The organism is Pseudomonas sp. NY8896 (genome assembly GCF_039634505.1).
The window spans coordinates 108,003-125,297 of sequence record NZ_CP132350.1; the positions used below are offsets into that span (position 1 = coordinate 108,003).

Below are 17,295 nucleotides of genomic sequence, written 5' to 3' on the forward strand. Positions count from 1 at the left end.
GCAAAAGGTTGCAAGGCGTGCCTGCACACGCCCTGCTTCTCAGCGTTTTGGCAGGGCCAGGCTCAGCAAGAATAGCACCGCCGCGCAGACCACGATCGACGGGCCGGCGGGGGTGTCCTTGAACCAGGACATGGCCAGGCCACCGCACACAGCGGTAACGCCCAGCAGGCTGGCGCCAAGGGCCATCTGCTCTGGCGAGCGGGCGTGACGCTGTGCCGCAGCCGCAGGGATGATCAGCAGCGAGGTGATCAGCAGCACACCGACGATCTTCATGGCCACGGCAATTACCACCGCAATCAACAGCATGAGCGCCAGGCGCAGGCCGGCCACAGGCAGGCCTTCGACCATGGCCAGCTCTTCGTGCACGGTAACCGCCAGCAGCGGCCGCCACAGCACGGCGAGCAACAGCAGCACCAGCGCACTGCCGCCGAGGATCCAGGCCAGGTCGGTGGTGCTGATGGCCAGCAGGTCGCCGAACAGGTACGCCATCAGGTCGATGCGCACATCGTGCATGAAGCTCAGTACCACCAGGCCCAGCGACAGGGTGCTGGGGGCGAGGATGCCGAGCAGGGTGTCGGAGGCCAGCGGCTGGCGTTGCTGCAAGGTCACCAGCAGGATTGCCAGCAACAGGCAGCCCACGGTTACCGCCAGCGCTGGGCTGACGTCCAGGGCGAAGCCCAAGGCAACACCGAGCAAGGCGGCATGGGACAAGGTGTCGCCAAAGTAGGCCATGCGCCGCCACACCACGAAGGAGCCCAGCGGGCCGGCGACCAGCGCCAGGGACAAACCGGCAAGCAGGGCGTAGAGAAGAAAATCAGCCATGCTTGCAGTGCTCTCCGTGAACATGGGTGCCAGGGGCGACCACCGAGCCGTGCAGGTCGTGGCTGTGGTCGTGATGGTGGTGGTAGATGGCCAGGCTAGGTGCGGTCTGGCCAAACAGCTCGACGAACGCTGGGTCGCCGCTGACTTGCTCGGGGTGGCCCGAGCAGCATACGTGGCGGTTCAGGCACACCACCTGGTCGGTGGCGCTCATCACCAGGTGCAGGTCGTGGGACACCATCAGCACGCCGCAGCCGTGGCGGTCGCGCAGGCGGGTGATGAGGTTGTACAGCTCGGTCTGGCCGACCACGTCCACACCTTGTACCGGTTCGTCGAGCACCAGCAACTGGGGCTCGCGCAACAGGGCGCGGGCCAGCAGTACGCGTTGCATCTCGCCGCCGGAAATGGTCTGGATAGGGCTGTCGATGACCTGCTCGGCGCCCACTTCCTGCAGCGCGGACAAGGCTGCCGCGCGGTCTACGCCGGGCACCAGGCGCAAGAAGCGCAGCACCGACAGCGGCAGCGTGGCATCGACCTGGATCTTTTGTGGCATGTAGCCAATGCGCAGCTTGGGCTTGCGCCATACCTTGCCGCGGTGTGGCTTGAGCAGACCGAGTACGGCGCGCACCAGGGTGGTCTTGCCGGCACCGTTGGGGCCGATCAGGGTGACGATCTGACCGGGGGCGACCGACAGGTCGATGCTGTCGAGTACTGCCTCGCCGCCAAAAGTGACGCCGACCTGTTCCAGGCGGATCAAGGCATCGCTCATGCCGCGCTCCGGCAGCTGCCGCACAGCCCGACCACTTCCACGGTCTGGGTCTCGACCGTGAAGCCCACGCCTTTGGCGCTGTCGATGATGGCATCGCTGATGCTGCTCTGCTCCAGCTCGATGGCCACATGGCAGGCGCGGCAAATCAGGAACTGGCCTTGATGCACATGCTCGGGGTGGCTGCAGCCGATGAAGGCGTTGAGCGAGGCGATGCGGTGCACCAGGCCGTTTTCCAGCAGGAAGTCCAGCGCGCGGTACACCGTGGGCGGGGCGGCGCGGCGGCCGTCCTGCTCGCTGAGCACGGCAAGGATGTCGTAGGCGCCCAGTGGCTTGTGGCTTTGCCACACCAGCTCCAGCACTCGGCGGCGCAGCGCGGTCAGGCGCAGGCCCAGGCGGGTGCACAAGGCGTCGGCTTCAGCCAGTGCGCTGTGTACGCAATGGGAGTGATCGTGAGGACGGTTGGCCAGCGGCGTGATGGACATGGGCAGCGACGGTTCTGGATGGAGACGTTATTATGTTACCTGTTTCTGACGACTCGAGTATCCACCGTGTCCCGATTCCTAGCTCTGTTTGTCGCTTTCATTGCATTTTCCGCCCAGGCCGATGTGCGCGTGCTCACCAGTATCAAGCCCCTGCAGCAGATTGCCGCTGCCGTGCAGGATGGCATTGGCAGCCCTGACGTCTTGCTGCCACCAGGCGCTTCGCCGCACCACTACGCGCTGCGCCCGTCCGATGTACGGCGGGTGGGTGATGCCGACCTGCTGTACTGGATCGGCCCGGACATGGAGAACTTCCTGCCGCGTGTCTTGGCTAGCCGCAGCAAGGCCACCGTGGCCGTGCAGTCGCTGACGGGCATGAAGCTGCGTCACTTTGGCGAGGACAGCCACTCCCATGAGGAAGAAAGCCACGACGACCATGACCATGATCACCGGCCGGGCAGCCTGGATGCGCACTTGTGGCTATCGTCGGTCAATGCGCGGGTAATCGCGGCAAAAATGGCGGCTGATCTGGCCCAGGTCGACCCGGCCAATGCGGCTCGCTACCAGAGCAACCTGAAGGCCTTCGACGAGCGTCTGGATGCACTGGATGCGCGTATCAAGGCGCGGGTGGACGGTATTGCCGGCAAACCTTATTTCGTGTTCCACGAAGCGTTCGATTACTTCGAGGCTGAATATGGTTTGAAGCACACCGGCGTATTCAGCGTGGCGTCCGAGGTGCAGCCTGGGGCGCAACATGTGGCGGCCATGCGCAAGCGCCTGCAGGAAGTGGGCAAGACCTGTGTGTTCAGCGAGCCGCCACTGCGACCGCGCTTGGCCGAGACCTTGACCGCCGGGCTGCCGGTGCGCCTGGCCGAGCTGGATGCGCTGGGCGGAACAGACCCGGTGGATGGCAAGGGCTATGAGCGCTTGCTGGAAAAGCTGGGCGGCGACCTGGCTGGGTGCCTGGAACAGCTCTAAGCCTGTGCCGGCCTCGTCGCGGGCATGCCCGCGAAGAGGCCGAATAGAAACTAGAGGGCGAATGGCAGGTGCAAAGCCACCTGCTGGCGCTGCGCCAGACGCACTTCGAACTCGCTCGGGTCATGGATCATCACATCCATCCCGGCAAACGACTCCGCTGCAATCAGGCGCGACAACCAGAAGCGCACGCAGCCTACCCGCAGCATTTCCGGCCACAGCTCGGCCTCGGCAGCCGTGAATGGCCGCAGCGCCGCATAGGCAGCCAGCAGCGCCTGTGCACGCGGCACATCCACCGCACCCTGCTCGTCCAGGCACCAGTCGTTCACGGTAATGGCGATGTCATACAGCATCGGCCCGGAACAGGCGTTGTAGAAGTCGATCACCCCGGTCAGGTGGGTGCCTTCGAACATCACGTTGTCGCGGAACAGGTCGGCATGCAGGTTGGCCCGTGGCAAGGCCAGGATCTGCGCTTTGTGCGCGGTGATTTCGTCCAGTGCCGGTTGCAGCAGCTTGGCTTGCTCGGCGGTCAGGCGTGGCAACAGTTCGGCACCCGAGGCCAGCATCCAGTCTAGGCCACGGTCGGTCTTGCGTTCGATGATGTGCGCGCGGGTGGCCAGGTGAATGTGCGCCAGCAACTCGCCGACCTGGGCGCAGTGCTGGTTGTTCGGTGCCTTGATGTGCTTGCCCGACAGCCTTGGCTGCAGCAGCGCAGGCTTGCCGCACAGCTCGCGCAGGCCGTTGCCGTCGCGGTCACGAATGGCATAGGGCACCGGCATGTCGGCGGCGTGCAGGGTATCGAGCAGCTCGATAAAGAACGGCATGTCCTCGCTTGGCCCGCGCTCGATCAGCGTCAGGACGAACTCCCCCTGTTCGAGGCTGACGAAGAAATTGCTGTTTTCGGTGCCGGCGGCAATGCCCTGGAAGTCGAGCAGACGGCCCAGCTGGTACGGCGCCAGAAAGGTTTCCAGCTCAGGCCGGGTCACGGGGGTGAAGACTGACATGATGAAAAAATGCCCATACGGGCACTTCCGCCGGGAAGTGCCGGGTTGATGTGAACGGTGCGCGTCAGATTACCACTCGAAGATCTTCCAGGACGGAATCAGCATGTCCGGCTGGTCGGATCGAATGAAATTGGCATCAGTGCCATCGGCGCGTACCAGAAAATAAGGCTTGCCGTTTTTCGGCGTGATCTTGATCGCATACAGGAAGCCGTTTTGCCGGTACTCCTGGATGGTTTTGTCGCCTTCCGTGCGAATGGTCACCTCGGGATCGGCCGAGGGGGCGTCGTCCGCCGCCAGGGTAACGACAGGCATGGTTGCCAACAGGCCGAGCAGTAACAGGCGATTGAGTGTACGCATGATAACCTAGTCCCTTTGTCGTCAATGATTCTGGCTATTCTAGCGCCGGACCCGTCGAAAAGGTTGATTCTGCTCATGAGCCAAGCGCCCCTCGTCCTGGTGGACGGTTCCTCCTACCTGTACCGCGCCTTTCACGCGCTGCCGCCGCTGACCACGTCCAAGGGCATGCCGACCGGTGCGGTGAAGGGTGTGCTGAACATGCTCAAGAGCCTGCGCAAGCAATACCCCGACAGCCTGTTCGCCGTGGTGTTCGACGCCAAGGGCGGCACTTTCCGCGATGCCATGTTCGCCGAATACAAGGCCAACCGCCCCAGCATGCCGGACGACCTGCGGGTGCAGGTCGAGCCGCTGCATGCCAGCGTGAAGGCGCTGGGCTATCCGTTACTGTGCGTCGAGGGTGTAGAGGCCGACGACGTCATCGGCACCCTGGCGCGCAGTGCTGCCGCGAAGGGTCGCCCGGTGATCATTTCGACCGGTGACAAGGACATGGCTCAGCTGGTGGACGGGCACATTACCTTGGTCAACACCATGACCGGAAGCGTGCTGGACGTGGCTGGCGTGCACGAGAAATTTGGCGTCGGCCCGGAACATATCATCGACTTCCTGGCCCTGATGGGTGACAAGGTCGACAACATTCCCGGCGTACCGGGCGTGGGCGAAAAAACCGCCGTGGGCCTGCTGACCGGTATCGGCGGCGGCCTCAGCGATTTGTACGCGAACCTGGACAAGGTACCGGCACTGGCCATTCGTGGCGCCAAGACCTTGCCGGCCAAGCTTGAAGAGCACCGGGACGCAGCGTTCCTGTCCTACGAGCTGGCCACCATCAAGGTCGATGTGCCGCTGGATGTCGAAGTGGATGCGCTGGTGTGCGGTGAGCCTGATCGCGAAGCGTTGCAGGCGCTGTACACCGAGATGGAGTTCAAGAGCTGGGTTGCCGAAGTGCAGCGTGAGGCCGCAAGGGCGGGTAATGAGGTTGCGCCGGTCGAAGAGCCGGCGGCCAAGGTTGAGCCGACGTACGAAACCATTCTTGACCAGGCCCGTTTCGAGGCCTGGCTGGACAAGCTGCGTCAGGCGCCGCTGTTCGCCTTCGATACCGAAACAACCGGCCTGGATGCCCAGAAGGCGCAGCTGGTTGGCCTGTCTTTCGCTGTTGCGCCCCATGAGGCGGCTTATGTGCCGCTGGCCCACGATTACGAAGGCGCGCCAGCCCAACTGGACCGCGACGCCGTGCTGCTGGCGCTGAAACCACTGCTGGAAGACCCGGCCAAGGCCAAGATCGGGCAGAACGCGAAGTATGACATCAACATCCTCGCCAATGGCTCGCCCGCCATCGAGATGCGTGGCGTGGCCTACGACACCATGCTCGAGTCGTATGTGCTGAACTCCACCGCCACCCGTCATGACATGGACAGCCTGGCGCAGAAGTACCTCGACCACACCACCATCGCCTTCGAGGATATCGCCGGCAAGGGCGCCAAGCAGCTCACTTTCAACCAGATCAACCTGGACAAGGCCGGCCCCTACGCGGCCGAAGACGCCGACATCACCCTGCGCCTGCACCAGGCGCTGCAGGCACGCCTGGCACAGACGCCAAGCGTGCAGCCGGTGCTGATGGACATCGAGATGCCGCTGGTGCCAGTGCTGGCCAAGATCGAGCGCCAGGGCGCGCTGGTCGATGCCGCGCTGTTGCACGTCCAAAGCGGCGAACTGGGCGTGAAGATGGGCGAACTGGAGCAACGTGCCTACGAGCTGGCCGGCGAGGAATTCAACCTCGGCTCGCCCAAGCAGTTGGGCGCGATCCTTTACGACAAGCTTGGCATGCCGGTGCTGAGCAAGACCGCCAAGGGCCAGCCCTCCACCGCCGAAGCGGTGCTCGATGAGCTGGCCTTGCTCGGTTACCCACTGCCTGAGGTACTGATGCAGTACCGCAGCCTGAGCAAGCTCAAAAGCACCTACACAGACAAGCTGCCGGGCCAGATCAACCCCCGCACCGGGCGTATCCACACCTCCTACCAGCAGGCTGTGGCGGCCACTGGCCGGCTGTCGTCGAGCGACCCTAACCTGCAGAACATCCCGATCCGTACCGCCGAAGGCCGGCGCATCCGCCAGGCGTTCATCGCCAGCCCAGGATACAAACTGCTGGCGGCGGACTACTCGCAGATCGAGTTGCGCATCATGGCCCACCTGGCCAAGGACGAAGGCTTGCTGCACGCTTTCCGCAACGACCTCGACGTGCACCGCGCCACGGCGGCGGAAGTGTTCGGTGTGGCCTTGCAAGACGTCACCACCGACCAACGTCGCAAGGCCAAGGCCATCAACTTCGGCCTGATCTACGGCATGAGCGCCTTTGGTTTGGCCAAGCAGATCGGCGTCGACCGCAAGCAGTCGCAGGATTACATCGACCGCTACTTCGCCCGCTACCCAGGCGTGCTGGCCTACATGGAACGCACCCGCGCTCAGGCGGCCGAGCAAGGTTTTGTCGAAACCCTGTTCGGCCGTCGTCTGTACCTGCCGGACATCAACGCCAAGAACCCCGCCCTGCGCAAAGGCGCCGAGCGTACGGCGATCAACGCGCCGATGCAGGGCACCGCGGCCGACATCATCAAGCGGGCCATGGTCAATGTGGATAACTGGCTGAGCGAGAGCGGGCTGGATGCCCGAGTGATCCTGCAGGTACACGACGAACTGGTACTCGAGGTACGCGAGGACCTGGTTCAGCAGGTGAAAGATGAAATTCGCCAGCACATGAGCCAGGCAGCGCAGCTGGATGTACCGCTGCTGGTGGAGGCAGGAATTGGTGCGAATTGGGACGAAGCTCACTGATTGAGCAGGGAAAGCTGTGTAGGATCTGCGACGTAGCGACGCGGATCCTGGCACCGCTCAGTGCCATTGGTGCTGAAGTTTCATGAAACTATCGCAAATAGTTTTCAGGGCTTCGGAACTAAACCGGTGAAGCGGAACTCAGAGTAACTGAATGGCTGGTGAAGCCCTTCGATGCTCCTATGTTGTGTTAAGTGTTGGCAGATATCTGGACCCCGCCCTAGCGGTCCGGACTTGGACCCCGAACTTCCCCCTCCCCATACGAAGTCCGGGGTTTTTTTTGCCCGGAATTTGCCACCAAGGTGCCCCGCTCCCACAAGAGCGGGGCAGTGCAGCTTCAGGCGACTGGCTTGTCTTCCAGCTCCATCCAGCCCGCCAGCACCCGGTAGGCGTCTTCCACGCCCAGGCGCTTGGGTGCCGAGAACAGCTGGATGGTCACGCCATCGCCCCAGCCCTTGCGGATTTCCGACTGCACCTTGAGCAAGGTGTTCTTGCCCGCGCCGTGGGTCAGCTTGTCGGCCTTGGTCAGCAGGATGTGCATCGGCATGCCGCTGGCCTTGGCCCAGTCGAGCATCATCTTGTCGAAGTCGGTCATCGGGTGGCGCACGTCCATCATCAGGATCACGCCACGCAGGCACTCCCGGCTGCCCAGGTAGGCTTCCAGGTGTTTCTGCCAGTGCTGCTTGAGCGGAATCGGGACTTTTGCATAACCGTAGCCCGGCAGGTCGACCAAACGCCGTTCATCGTCCAGACTGAAGAAATTCAACAGCTGGGTGCGCCCTGGAGTTTTCGAGGTACGCGCCAGGCTGGCATGAGTCAGGGTGTTGAGGGCGCTGGATTTGCCGGCGTTTGAACGGCCGGCAAAAGCCACCTCGTAACCCTGGTCGTCCGGGCATTGTTCGACCTTGGCTGCGCTAAGGGCGAATGTGGCTTTCTGGCAGAGGCCGAGGATGGGGTTCTTGACTTGCATGGGATATCCGATGTGGGTGTTGCCTGACTCTGTAGGCCCGAGCCTGGCAAGCGGTGTCGTTTCCGTTTGGATGGCGGAAGTATATAATGCCCCAGTTTTTGTGTGCTCATTCTCCCAGCGAAGGAGAACGGGCATGGGGTGTCGAACAATAGCTCGCGCAACAGAACGCAGCGCGGCCCCCAACCCTGAAGGTCGTTCCGCATGGCGAAATGGCTGCTTGCTGTCGGTATGTTCCTGCCGGTTTTCAGCGCACAGGCTACACAGGATCCCGAGGTGTTGTACAACCGCACGTGTGCGGCCTGTCACACCGGGCAGTTGCCACAGGCACCCAGACAGGGTGACCGGGCGGCTTGGGAGCCAAGGCTGGCGCAAGGCATGGAGGTACTGGTGAAGCACGTGACCCAGGGTTTCAAGGCTATGCCGCCGCGTGGATTGTGCATGGACTGCAGTGCCGAGGACTACCGTTTGGTCATCCTTTGGATGAGCGGCAGTCCCGATACATAACATTTCACCCTTAGCCGTGTTGGATTAGCTGATGAACAAACTAGTCGTGAGTCTGCTGTTGACCCTGGGTGTCGCAGGTGCGGCCACTGCTGCGCAACCTATCAAAGGCGATGCCGCCGCTGGCCAGGCCAAGACTGCCGTCTGTGGCGCCTGCCACAACCCCGACGGCAACAGCCTGGCACCGAACTTCCCGAAACTGGCCGGCCAAGGCCAGCGCTACCTCGAAAAACAACTGCACGATATCAAGTCGGGCAAGCGTACCGTGTTGGAGATGACCGGCATGCTGACCGCCTTCAGCGACCAGGACCTGGCCGACATCGCCGCCTACTTCTCCAGCCAGAAAGGTAGCGTGGGCGCTGCCGATCCCAAGCTGGTCGAGCGCGGCCGTTCGCTGTTCAATGGCGGCGACCTGGAGAAAGGCATGCCTGCCTGCACCGGCTGCCACTCGCCCAACGGCGCAGGCATCGCTTTGGCCGGCTTCCCGCACCTGGGTGGCCAGCACTCTCAGTACGTGACCAAGCAGCTCACGGACTTCCGCGAAGGCAACCGCACCAACGATGGCGATGCCATGACCATGCGCACCATTGCCGGCAAGCTGAGCAACCACGACATCGAGGCGTTGGCCAGCTATATCCAGGGCCTGCATTAACTTTCAGTTAATGTTGTAGGCCAATGATGAAAGGGCGGCCGGGCCGCCCTTTTTTCAGTCCGCAGCCGTTACACTACAGAACTCGGCCCTTCCCGGCCTGTCTCAGTGCAGGTCGCGTCGTGGCGACCCATGACTGCTCAGGAGTAAAGCATGCGTAAACTGATTCTCAGCGCTGCGCTGGTCGCCGCCAGCGTATTCGGTATGACTGCCGTCCAGGCCGCGGAGCCTGTTGCCGGCAAGGAATACATCGAGCTGAGCAACCCTGTTCAGGTTTCCGTGCCTGGCAAGATCGAAGTGGTCGAGCTGTTCTGGTACGGCTGCCCTCACTGCTACCACTTCGAGCCGGTCATCAACCCGTGGGTCGACAAGCTGCCCAAGGACGTCAACTTCAAACGCGTACCGGCCATGTTCGGTGGCCCGTGGGATGCACACGGCCAGATGTTCCTCACCCTCGAAGCCATGGGCGTCGAGCACAAGGTGCACGCGGCGGTGTTCGATGCCATCCAGAACCAGCGCAAGCATTTGACCAAACCAGAAGAGATGGCCGACTTCCTCGCCACTCAGGGCGTGGACAAGGACAAGTTCCTCGCCACCTTCAATTCGTTCGCCATCAAGGGCCAGGTCAACCAGGCCAAGGAACTGGCGAAGAAGTATGAAATTACCGGCGTACCGAGCATGGTGGTCAACGGCAAGTATCGCTTCGACCTGGGTACCGCTGGCGGGCCGGAAGGTGTACTGAACGTCGCCGACCAGCTGATCGAGAAGGAGCGCGCCGCTAAGTAAGCGGCGTAACCCATGCCCCGCCTCAGAGCTACGCGTGGCATTGGCCTGCACCAGCCGCAGGTCAACGAGCACCACCTGCAGGCCCCAGGCCTGCCCGAGGATGGTCGGCTGCGGCTGCTCAGTTTCAACATCCAGGTGGGCATCAGCACCGAGCGCTACCGGCATTACCTGACCCGTAGCTGGCAGCACTTGCTGCCGCACAACGGGCGGGCCGGCAACCTGCAGAAGATCGGCAAGCTGCTGGGTGACTTCGACCTGGTGGCCCTGCAGGAAGCCGATGGCGGTAGCCTGCGCTCGGGCTACGTCAACCAGGTGGAACACTTGGCCCATCTGGGTGCCTTCCCCTATTGGTACCAGCAGCTCAACCGTAACCTCGGGCGTTTTGCCCAGCACAGCAACGGCGTGCTCAGCCGCCTGAAACCGCAACTGCTCGAAGACCACCCGTTGCCAGGGCCGGCCGGGCGTGGTGCGATCCTGGTGCGTTTTGGCGAGGGCAAAGATGCGCTGATCGTGGTGATGATGCACCTGGCATTGGGGGCCAAGACCCGCGCCCTGCAGCTGGGCTACATTCGCGAGCTGATTGGCGGTTACCGTCACCAGGTACTGATGGGCGACATGAACACCCATGCCACCGACCTGCTGGAGCATTCGCCGTTGCGCGACCTTGGCCTGGTTGCCCCGCAAGTCGAAGCCACTTTCCCCAGCTGGCGACCGCAACGTTGCCTGGACCATATCCTGCTCAGCCCAAGCCTCACTTTGGAGCGGGTCGAGGTGCTGGCGCAGCCAATTTCCGACCACCTTCCCGTTGCTGTCGAGATTCGATTGCCTGATGCATTGACTGTGGATACGCTGCCGGTTTTGAGCTAATTGCCATCACCGTTTGCGGACCTGGGCATGACTGAAGACGCAGAGCGCTGGAAAGAAAAATACCTGAAAAGCATCGAGCAGCAAGAAAGGCTCGAACGCCGTTGGGATGCCCGTCTTGACTTGCTGCGTCGCGGCCTGGTGCGTAGCACCCTGGCTGCCGAAGGCAGTGACAAGATCGTCGATGAGTGCATGAAGGAAATGCGCGATGTCATCCGCAGCGACAATATGGACGCCGGCCTTGCCGGGTTGATTCCGCGCCTTGAAAAAGCGGTGTTGGACTCCGAACAGCGTCGCGAAACCCGCATGAACCAAGTCAGCGATGCGCTGACCGCACTGGTTGGCCAACTGCAAGGCTTACCGCTGCCCAGCGATATCTCGCGGCCATTGAAAAAACTGGCGAAGAAGCTCGACGGCGGGGTTGCCCAGTCACGCGAGCTGCCGCCGCTGCTGGGCGAGTTGAGCGGCCTGCAGGGGCGCGCGCTGTCGGCCTTGGGCAAACCCGGCGAAGACGCCCGGCCAGGTTTTCTGCAGCGTTTGTTCGGCAGCCGCGAAGAAGAAACACTGGCGGAGGCAGAGCATGCGCCGGTGGCCGAAGCCCAGCCCCAGGCAGCGGGCAGCATCGCACTCTTGCCGCCCGATGACGTCGATGCGCTACAACCGTTGCCGGGCCCTGCTGCCTCCTGCGCCGAAGTGACTGACGCACCCGAGGCTGAGCTGGAAGTTTCTGGCCCGGCGCTGATCGAGTCGGTCGAAACGCAGCCCGCCTCGTTGCCACAGATGCCACAGGATGAAGCACCAGTGGCAGAAGCTGCCGCCAGCGAGCCGTTGGCTGAGGCAGAGCCGCTACCGACACTGGAAGAAACCTTCGGCGAAGACGGCCCCTATGCCCTGCCCTACGCGGTGGAGCCGCCTTACAGCCAGGTTGCCGCGCACATCGAGCAAACCTTGATCGGCCTGCTCGATGACCTCAGCCTGCCCGAGCGGCACAAGGCCCAGGCGTTGGAAATGCGCGAGCGGGTTGCCCGCGGCTTGAACTGGTATGAGCTGATCCCGGTGCTGGATGATCTGGCGGTACTCATGCTGGCGATTACCGACAGCGGCCAGCACGAATTTGAAACCTACCTGCAGCAGCTCAACGAACGCCTGGAAGGTTTCCAGAGCCACTTGCATGAAGCCAGCGCCGGCCATGCAGACAACAGCAGTGCGGCCCGCGAGCTGGATAGCCAACTGCGCGAGCACGTCGATGGCCTGCAGAGCAGCGTGCAAGGCGCCGCCGACGTAGACAGCCTCAAGCACATCCTGGAAAACCGCCTGGAAGGCTTGCTGGTGACCATGGACGAGCACAAGCATGAGCGTGATCGCCGTGAGCAAGAGCTGGCTGGCCGTCTGCAAGGCCTGTCGGAGCGGGTGGCGAACATGGAGCACGAGGCGCTTGGCTATCGCGAGCATCTGGAGGAGCAGCGCCAGAAAGCCCTGCTCGACCCGCTCACTGGCCTGCCCAACCGTGCCGCCTGGAGCGAGCGAGTCGAACGCGAAATGCTCGACTGGCAAGAAAACGGTGGCCATCTGGCGATGGCAATTCTCGACCTTGACCATTTCAAACGCATCAATGACAGCTATGGGCACCTGGCTGGAGACAAGGTCCTCAAGATCGTTGCCGACCAGTTGCGCAAGCGCCTGCGTGGTCGTGATTTCATCGCCCGTTTTGGCGGCGAAGAGTTCGTCTTGCTGCTACCGCAGACCCCGCCGGCGGCCGCCGCACAGGTGGCCGAGCTGCTGCGTGCCACCGTCGAGGCCTGCCCATTTCACTTCAAGGGTGAACGGGTGGTGATCACTACCTCCATCGGTCTGGGCGCATTCCGTCCTGGCGAGCGCAGCGACCAAGTGCTCAAGCGCGCCGATGCCGCGTTGTACCGGGCCAAGGAGCATGGGCGCAATCGCGTCGAACAAGGTTAGCCAGTCACGTCGATCCACGGCAGGCGCAGCTGTGGGGAGCACGTTATACTGTAGCGCTCATACGCTGAGGCCACTGACGTGCTTTCCACGCTTAAAAAAACCCTGATTTCCTTTTTGTTGTTGTCTGTCGCCGGTTGCTCGACGGGCCTGCGCATCGACCGCAGCCACCCTTCAGCCAATCAGGACAACCGCATCCAGTTCGTTGTCCTGCACTACACCAATGCTTCGCTGGAGCGTTCTCTGGCGTTGCTTACCCACGGTGAGGTCAGCAGCCATTACTTGATCGGCGATGGCCCGGCGACGGTGTATCAACTGGTGGATGAAAACCGTCGTGCCTGGCATGCCGGTGATAGCCAGTGGCAGGGGCGCACCTGGCTGAATTCCTCGTCCATCGGTATCGAGATCGTCAACCCGGGCTTCACCGACACCCCGAACGGCCGTGTCTGGCACCCTTACAGCGAGGCGCAGGTCCAGTCGTTGATCGCGCTGCTCAAGGACATCGTCAAACGCAATAACATCGAACCCCGCCATATCATCGGCCACAGCGACATCGCCCCGCTGCGCAAGCTGGACCCAGGGCCATTGTTCCCGTGGAAGCGCCTGGCCGACGCCGGGCTGGGTATCTGGCCGGATGCCAACGCGGTTGCACGGCAGCAGGCGTACTTCAGTGTCAACCCGCCAAGCGTTGGCTGGTACCAGCAGGAACTGGCACGTTTTGGCTATCAAGTCGAACAGACCGGCGTGCTGGATGTCGCTACACGCCATGTGATCGCTGCCTTCCAGATGCGCTTCCGCCCGCAGCGCTTCGACGGCATGCCGGATGCGCAGACAGCCGCGATGCTGCAGGTGCTCAACCGGATGCGCTAAGCCTGTGTAGCCCGCAGCGAAGCGCCAAACGGTGCGGGTGATTCTCGATTCAGTTGCTATACCTTAGTTATCAACTGGATGCCTTTGATGTCAGCACTCATCGCCTTGCTGCGCCAAATTTTTTACCGCCCCTGGATGCTGGCCACCTTGGCAGCGTTGGCCAGCGCTGCGTTATTGCTCTCTGCCAGCATCGGCATTGCCCTGCAACAAATGAAGCAAAGCGAAAGCGAACAGATGAACGCCCAGGGCGAGCGTTTTCTGGATCGCCTCGAACAGGTGTTCGGCCAGTTGCGCGAAGGGGTCGACCTGCTGCAGGCCCAGCCATTGCGCGGCTGCAGCCCGGCGATGCTGGCAGCCTTGCAGCAGGTTGGCCTGAGCTCGCGGTTCATCTATGAAGCGGCCTATGTGGATGGCGACGTTGCCTGCTCCAACCGCGGTGACGAGCGCGCGTTCGTTCCCTTGCGAGCGCCGGATATCCAAGGCCCGACGTACAGCTACTGGCTTAACACCACCACCGAGCCGAACGAGAACCTGGCAGCACTGATGCTGGGCCGTGGCAAGTTTCTGGTTTCCACCTCGCGTGGTCACTTGACCGATGTAGTCGACCTGCCCCCAGGCGGCAGCCTGGTGGTGGTGCTGGACAATGGCGCGCGGGCCATCCCCGTGCTCGGCCCGCCACAGGTATGGCCACCACCCTCGGCCTGGTCAACCAGCCACAAGTCGCTGCTGGAACTCAGTGATCGGCTGATCTACCGAATGCCAACCAAGTCACCGGATTACCAGCTTGTACTGATCGCGCCGCGGGCCAGCCTGCCGCTGAGGATGAACGGCATGCTCTGGTTGCTGTTCCCCGGTAGCGTGCTGGCGGCCTGCTGCATCGGTTGGCTGGTATTGCAGTTGATCCTGCAACGGCGGTCGATGAGTTCGGAGTTGCAGAATGCCTTGCGCCGTGGAGAGTTGCAGGTGCTGTACCAGCCAATCATCGAGCTCGACAGCCGGCGTTGCGTTGGGGCCGAAGCCTTGGTGCGCTGGCGCCGTCCGGACGGCACGCTGACCAGCCCGGACCTATTCATTCCGTTGGCGGAGAATACCGGGCAGATTCGCCAGATCACAGACTTTGTCCTGCAACGTGTACTTGAACAATTAGGGCAGTTGCTGCGCTCGCACCCCAAGCTGTACATATCGGTAAACCTGGCGGCCTGCGATGTGATGGTGCCTCGTATCGGCCGGGTGGCGGCGCGCTTGCTGGCGTTGCATCGCGTGGCACCCAGCCAGATCGCCTTCGAGGTAACCGAGCGCGGCCTGATCGACGTGGTGGTGGCCCGCGACAACCTGCAGGCGCTGCGCGCCGTGGGGCATCAAGTGCTGATCGACGATTTTGGTACCGGCTATTGCAGCCTTGCCTACTTGCAGACCCTGCCAGTGGACTGCCTGAAAATCGACAAGGCGTTTATTGATGCCCTGGGCCATGATGCCGCCAGTAGCGGCGTGGCTCCGCATATCATCCGCATGGCCCATGACCTGCACCTACGGGTGATTGCCGAAGGTATCGAGTTCGAGGACCAGGCGGTGCTACTGAACAGTGAGGGAGTCAATTACGGCCAAGGCTGGCTGTTTGCCCGGCCACTGAACGCCCGTCAATTTGCCGAGCTGGTGACCCGCGGGCACCTGCCACGTCGGGTGTAGGCGCATTACAGCATTCATACCGGCAATGCCATGTAGAACTGGGTCCCTTGCCCTGGCCGTGAAAATACGCCCATGCGCCCGCCGTGCAGTTGCACGATCTCTTTGCACAACGCCAGCCCCAGCCCTGCGCCACCTTTCTTGCGGCCTACCTGCACGAAAGGCTCGAAGATGCGCCCTTGCTGCCCATAGGCAATGCCCTCACCGTTGTCCTCGATGCTGATGATCACCCGCTCCGCATGTCGCCTGGCATGCAGGCGGATGCGCCCGCCGTTGGCGGTATGGCGGATGGCATTGTGCAGCAGGTTGTCCAGCACCCGGTCCAGCTGGGCGACGTCGGCCTGAATGCGCGGTAGTGGCGCTTCCAGCTCCTTGAGCAACTCGATCTGCTTTTGCTGCGCCTGCTCGGCAAAGCGCAGCTGCGCACGCTCCAGCAGTTCGTCGAGGGCGCAGGGGGCCAGCTCGAGCTTTTGCAGCCCGCTCTGGTATCGGGAGAAGTTGAGCAGGTCGTTGATCAACTGGGTCAGGCGCTGCATTTCTTCGCCGATGGTTTCCAGCAGGTCGTTCTCGCGTGCATCGGGCGGGAACTTGACCCGCTCGCGCAGCAGGCCGAAGGCCATGTGCATGCCGGTCACTGGGGTACGCAGTTCGTGGGAGGCGCGCAGCACGAACTCGCTGCGCACGCGCTCGAAGGCTCGTTGCTCGGTCACATCGTGCAGCACCATCACCGCGCCGAGGATGGGCCCCTGCGGGTGACTGACGGGGGTCAAGCTGTAGGTGAGCAGGCGTGTTTCTTCATCGACTTCGATGTTCAGGTCGTCCGGTTGGCGGTCTAGGCTACCTCCGCGCAGTACCTGGCGCAGCTGTTGCTCAAGCTCTGGTCGCTGCAGGGCGTTGGCCAGGCCGCTGCCCACGCGGCTGTCGCTCCAGCCGAGCTGGCGTTGCGCCACGGGGTTGAGGTGCTCAAGGCGACCCTGGCGGTCGATGATCAGCAGGCCATCGTCGATGCTGTCGAGCACAGCCTGCAAGCGCTGCTGACCGGCCAGCAGCTCGTCAACGTTGGTGGCCTGGTGTTTGCGCAAGGCATCGGCCATCAGGCCAAAGCGGCGAGTCAGCTGGTTCAGCTCGGTCGCCTGGGTGACCGGCAAGGTGACGTCGAAATTGCCTTTGCCCAGTTGGTCGGCCGCTTTGGCCAAGGCTTCGATAGGCTGGCCAAAACGCCGGGCGATGTTGTGTGCGGTGATGAAGCCGAGCACCAGTACCACCAGGCCCATCAGGCCGAGTACACCACTGACCAGCAGGGCGCGGTCACGGGTGTGCTCCTCGCTGCGGGTGATCAGGTCCAAGGCCTGCTTGTGGGCATCGATCAGGTCGGTTCGCACCTGGTTGAACGCAGCGCCCAGCGGTTGATCGACTCCCATGCTGCGGGCGGGTGCGGCGCTATCGCGATAGGCCTGGAGAAAAGCTTGGTAATTGCTGCTGGCCTTGCTGAAACCGGTGCGCTCACCGCCTTGTTCCAGCCCTTGGTTGAGCAGGGCTTGGAAGTTGTCCTGCAGCAGCCGCAGGTTATCCGGGGCGGTTTCTTCATCAAGAATGAGGGTCAGCTGTTCGCCCAGGTTCTGGCGCAATTTCAGCCCCACTTCCAGGGCATGGGTGGTTTCGCGCACCAACTGCTGTTGCACGGCGGCCATCTGCAGCACGCTGACCAGGCCCAGCAGCAGGCCCAGCAACGCCACGGTCACCAGCGCCGAGATGCTGAGGAAAAGCCGCGTGCGCAGCTTCATGGGCGGCCA

General features: G+C 62.7%; 16 protein-coding genes. 9 read left to right on the forward strand and 7 right to left on the reverse strand.

Annotated features, from left to right (window positions below):
* Positions 1-39: 39 nt before the first annotated feature.
* The 3 genes from znuB to zur are packed head-to-tail and all read right to left on the reverse strand — an operon-like array spanning position 40 to position 2,070.
* Positions 40-822: a zinc ABC transporter permease subunit ZnuB gene (gene znuB, locus Q9451_RS00530; protein WP_012269922.1), complete on the reverse strand. Its 783-nt coding sequence runs from the start codon at positions 820-822 to the stop codon at positions 40-42.
* Positions 815-1,588: a zinc ABC transporter ATP-binding protein ZnuC gene (gene znuC, locus Q9451_RS00535; protein WP_012269923.1), complete on the reverse strand. Its 774-nt coding sequence runs from the start codon at positions 1,586-1,588 to the stop codon at positions 815-817. The genes znuB and znuC overlap by 8 nt, the downstream gene beginning before the upstream one ends.
* Positions 1,585-2,070, reverse strand: coding sequence for a zinc uptake transcriptional repressor Zur (zur, locus tag Q9451_RS00540; protein ID WP_012269924.1), 486 nt, complete (start codon positions 2,068-2,070; stop codon positions 1,585-1,587). Before zur ends, znuC begins: the two co-directional genes overlap by 4 nt.
* Before the next feature lie 18 nt (positions 2,071-2,088).
* Here zur and Q9451_RS00545 point away from each other — a divergent pair, with 18 nt between their 5' ends.
* A complete protein-coding gene (locus tag Q9451_RS00545; protein WP_012269925.1) occupies positions 2,089-3,045 on the forward strand; it encodes a zinc ABC transporter substrate-binding protein in 957 nt (318 codons plus the stop codon).
* A gap of 50 nt (positions 3,046-3,095) precedes the next feature.
* Here Q9451_RS00545 and Q9451_RS00550 read toward each other — a convergent pair whose 3' ends face one another.
* Both Q9451_RS00550 and Q9451_RS00555 read right to left on the reverse strand, forming a co-directional pair.
* Positions 3,096-4,046: a homoserine kinase gene (locus Q9451_RS00550; RefSeq protein WP_012269926.1), complete on the reverse strand. Its 951-nt coding sequence runs from the start codon at positions 4,044-4,046 to the stop codon at positions 3,096-3,098.
* A gap of 69 nt (positions 4,047-4,115) precedes the next feature.
* Positions 4,116-4,403, reverse strand: coding sequence for a DUF2782 domain-containing protein (locus tag Q9451_RS00555; protein ID WP_010951520.1), 288 nt, complete (start codon positions 4,401-4,403; stop codon positions 4,116-4,118).
* 75 nt (positions 4,404-4,478) lie between these two features.
* Between Q9451_RS00555 and polA the strand changes: the two genes are divergently transcribed.
* Entirely contained in the window at positions 4,479-7,226 is a 2,748-nt protein-coding gene (polA, locus tag Q9451_RS00560; RefSeq protein ID WP_345960879.1) for a DNA polymerase I, read from the forward strand.
* A 334-nt stretch (positions 7,227-7,560) separates the two neighbouring features.
* Here the strand turns inward: polA and yihA are convergent, their stop codons facing one another.
* Entirely contained in the window at positions 7,561-8,193 is a 633-nt protein-coding gene (yihA, locus tag Q9451_RS00565) for a ribosome biogenesis GTP-binding protein YihA/YsxC (protein WP_012269928.1), read from the reverse strand.
* A gap of 201 nt (positions 8,194-8,394) precedes the next feature.
* Between yihA and Q9451_RS00570 the strand changes: the two genes are divergently transcribed.
* The 7 genes from Q9451_RS00570 to Q9451_RS00600 all read left to right on the forward strand — a co-directional run bounded on the left by Q9451_RS00570 (position 8,395) and on the right by Q9451_RS00600 (position 15,505).
* Positions 8,395-8,697 (forward strand): c-type cytochrome, encoded by a 303-nt coding sequence (locus tag Q9451_RS00570; RefSeq protein ID WP_012269929.1) that lies wholly within the window; start codon positions 8,395-8,397, stop codon positions 8,695-8,697.
* 31 nt (positions 8,698-8,728) lie between these two features.
* Entirely contained in the window at positions 8,729-9,346 is a 618-nt protein-coding gene (locus Q9451_RS00575; protein WP_012269930.1) for a c-type cytochrome, read from the forward strand.
* Between the two features lie 150 nt (positions 9,347-9,496).
* Positions 9,497-10,129 carry a thiol:disulfide interchange protein DsbA gene (dsbA, locus tag Q9451_RS00580; RefSeq protein WP_012269931.1) on the forward strand — a complete coding sequence of 211 codons (633 nt, stop codon included), beginning with the start codon at positions 9,497-9,499 and terminating at the stop codon, positions 10,127-10,129.
* Positions 10,130-10,141: 12 nt separating this feature from the next.
* Positions 10,142-10,996: an endonuclease/exonuclease/phosphatase family protein gene (locus Q9451_RS00585; RefSeq protein ID WP_012269932.1), complete on the forward strand. Its 855-nt coding sequence runs from the start codon at positions 10,142-10,144 to the stop codon at positions 10,994-10,996.
* A gap of 27 nt (positions 10,997-11,023) precedes the next feature.
* Complete coding sequence (locus tag Q9451_RS00590) at positions 11,024-12,952, forward strand: GGDEF domain-containing protein (RefSeq protein ID WP_012269933.1); 1,929 nt, start codon at positions 11,024-11,026, stop codon at positions 12,950-12,952.
* Positions 12,953-13,030: 78 nt separating this feature from the next.
* Complete coding sequence (locus Q9451_RS00595) at positions 13,031-13,819, forward strand: N-acetylmuramoyl-L-alanine amidase (RefSeq protein WP_012269934.1); 789 nt, start codon at positions 13,031-13,033, stop codon at positions 13,817-13,819.
* 87 nt (positions 13,820-13,906) lie between these two features.
* Entirely contained in the window at positions 13,907-15,505 is a 1,599-nt protein-coding gene (locus tag Q9451_RS00600; protein ID WP_012269935.1) for an EAL domain-containing protein, read from the forward strand.
* Between the two features lie 14 nt (positions 15,506-15,519).
* Here Q9451_RS00600 and Q9451_RS00605 read toward each other — a convergent pair whose 3' ends face one another.
* Positions 15,520-17,286 (reverse strand): KinB sensor domain-containing domain, encoded by a 1,767-nt coding sequence (locus tag Q9451_RS00605; RefSeq protein ID WP_012269936.1) that lies wholly within the window; start codon positions 17,284-17,286, stop codon positions 15,520-15,522.
* Positions 17,287-17,295: the final 9 nt, after the last annotated feature.

Coding starts and splice junctions, on each gene's coding strand:
- Q9451_RS00555 (WP_010951520.1), bottom strand. CDS start 4,403: ATGCGTACACTCAATCGCCTGTTACTGCTCGGCCTGTTGGCAACCATG.
- znuC (WP_012269923.1), bottom strand. CDS start 1,588: ATGAGCGATGCCTTGATCCGCCTGGAACAGGTCGGCGTCACTTTTGGC.
- Q9451_RS00550 (WP_012269926.1), bottom strand. CDS start 4,046: ATGTCAGTCTTCACCCCCGTGACCCGGCCTGAGCTGGAAACCTTTCTG.
- Q9451_RS00590 (WP_012269933.1), top strand. CDS start 11,024: ATGACTGAAGACGCAGAGCGCTGGAAAGAAAAATACCTGAAAAGCATC.
- Q9451_RS00545 (WP_012269925.1), top strand. CDS start 2,089: ATGGAGACGTTATTATGTTACCTGTTTCTGACGACTCGAGTATCCACC.
- Q9451_RS00575 (WP_012269930.1), top strand. CDS start 8,729: ATGAACAAACTAGTCGTGAGTCTGCTGTTGACCCTGGGTGTCGCAGGT.
- Q9451_RS00605 (WP_012269936.1), bottom strand. CDS start 17,286: ATGAAGCTGCGCACGCGGCTTTTCCTCAGCATCTCGGCGCTGGTGACC.
- Q9451_RS00570 (WP_012269929.1), top strand. CDS start 8,395: ATGGCGAAATGGCTGCTTGCTGTCGGTATGTTCCTGCCGGTTTTCAGC.
- polA (WP_345960879.1), top strand. CDS start 4,479: ATGAGCCAAGCGCCCCTCGTCCTGGTGGACGGTTCCTCCTACCTGTAC.
- Q9451_RS00600 (WP_012269935.1), top strand. CDS start 13,907: ATGTCAGCACTCATCGCCTTGCTGCGCCAAATTTTTTACCGCCCCTGG.
- zur (WP_012269924.1), bottom strand. CDS start 2,070: ATGTCCATCACGCCGCTGGCCAACCGTCCTCACGATCACTCCCATTGC.
- Q9451_RS00585 (WP_012269932.1), top strand. CDS start 10,142: ATGCCCCGCCTCAGAGCTACGCGTGGCATTGGCCTGCACCAGCCGCAG.
- yihA (WP_012269928.1), bottom strand. CDS start 8,193: ATGCAAGTCAAGAACCCCATCCTCGGCCTCTGCCAGAAAGCCACATTC.
- dsbA (WP_012269931.1), top strand. CDS start 9,497: ATGCGTAAACTGATTCTCAGCGCTGCGCTGGTCGCCGCCAGCGTATTC.
- znuB (WP_012269922.1), bottom strand. CDS start 822: ATGGCTGATTTTCTTCTCTACGCCCTGCTTGCCGGTTTGTCCCTGGCG.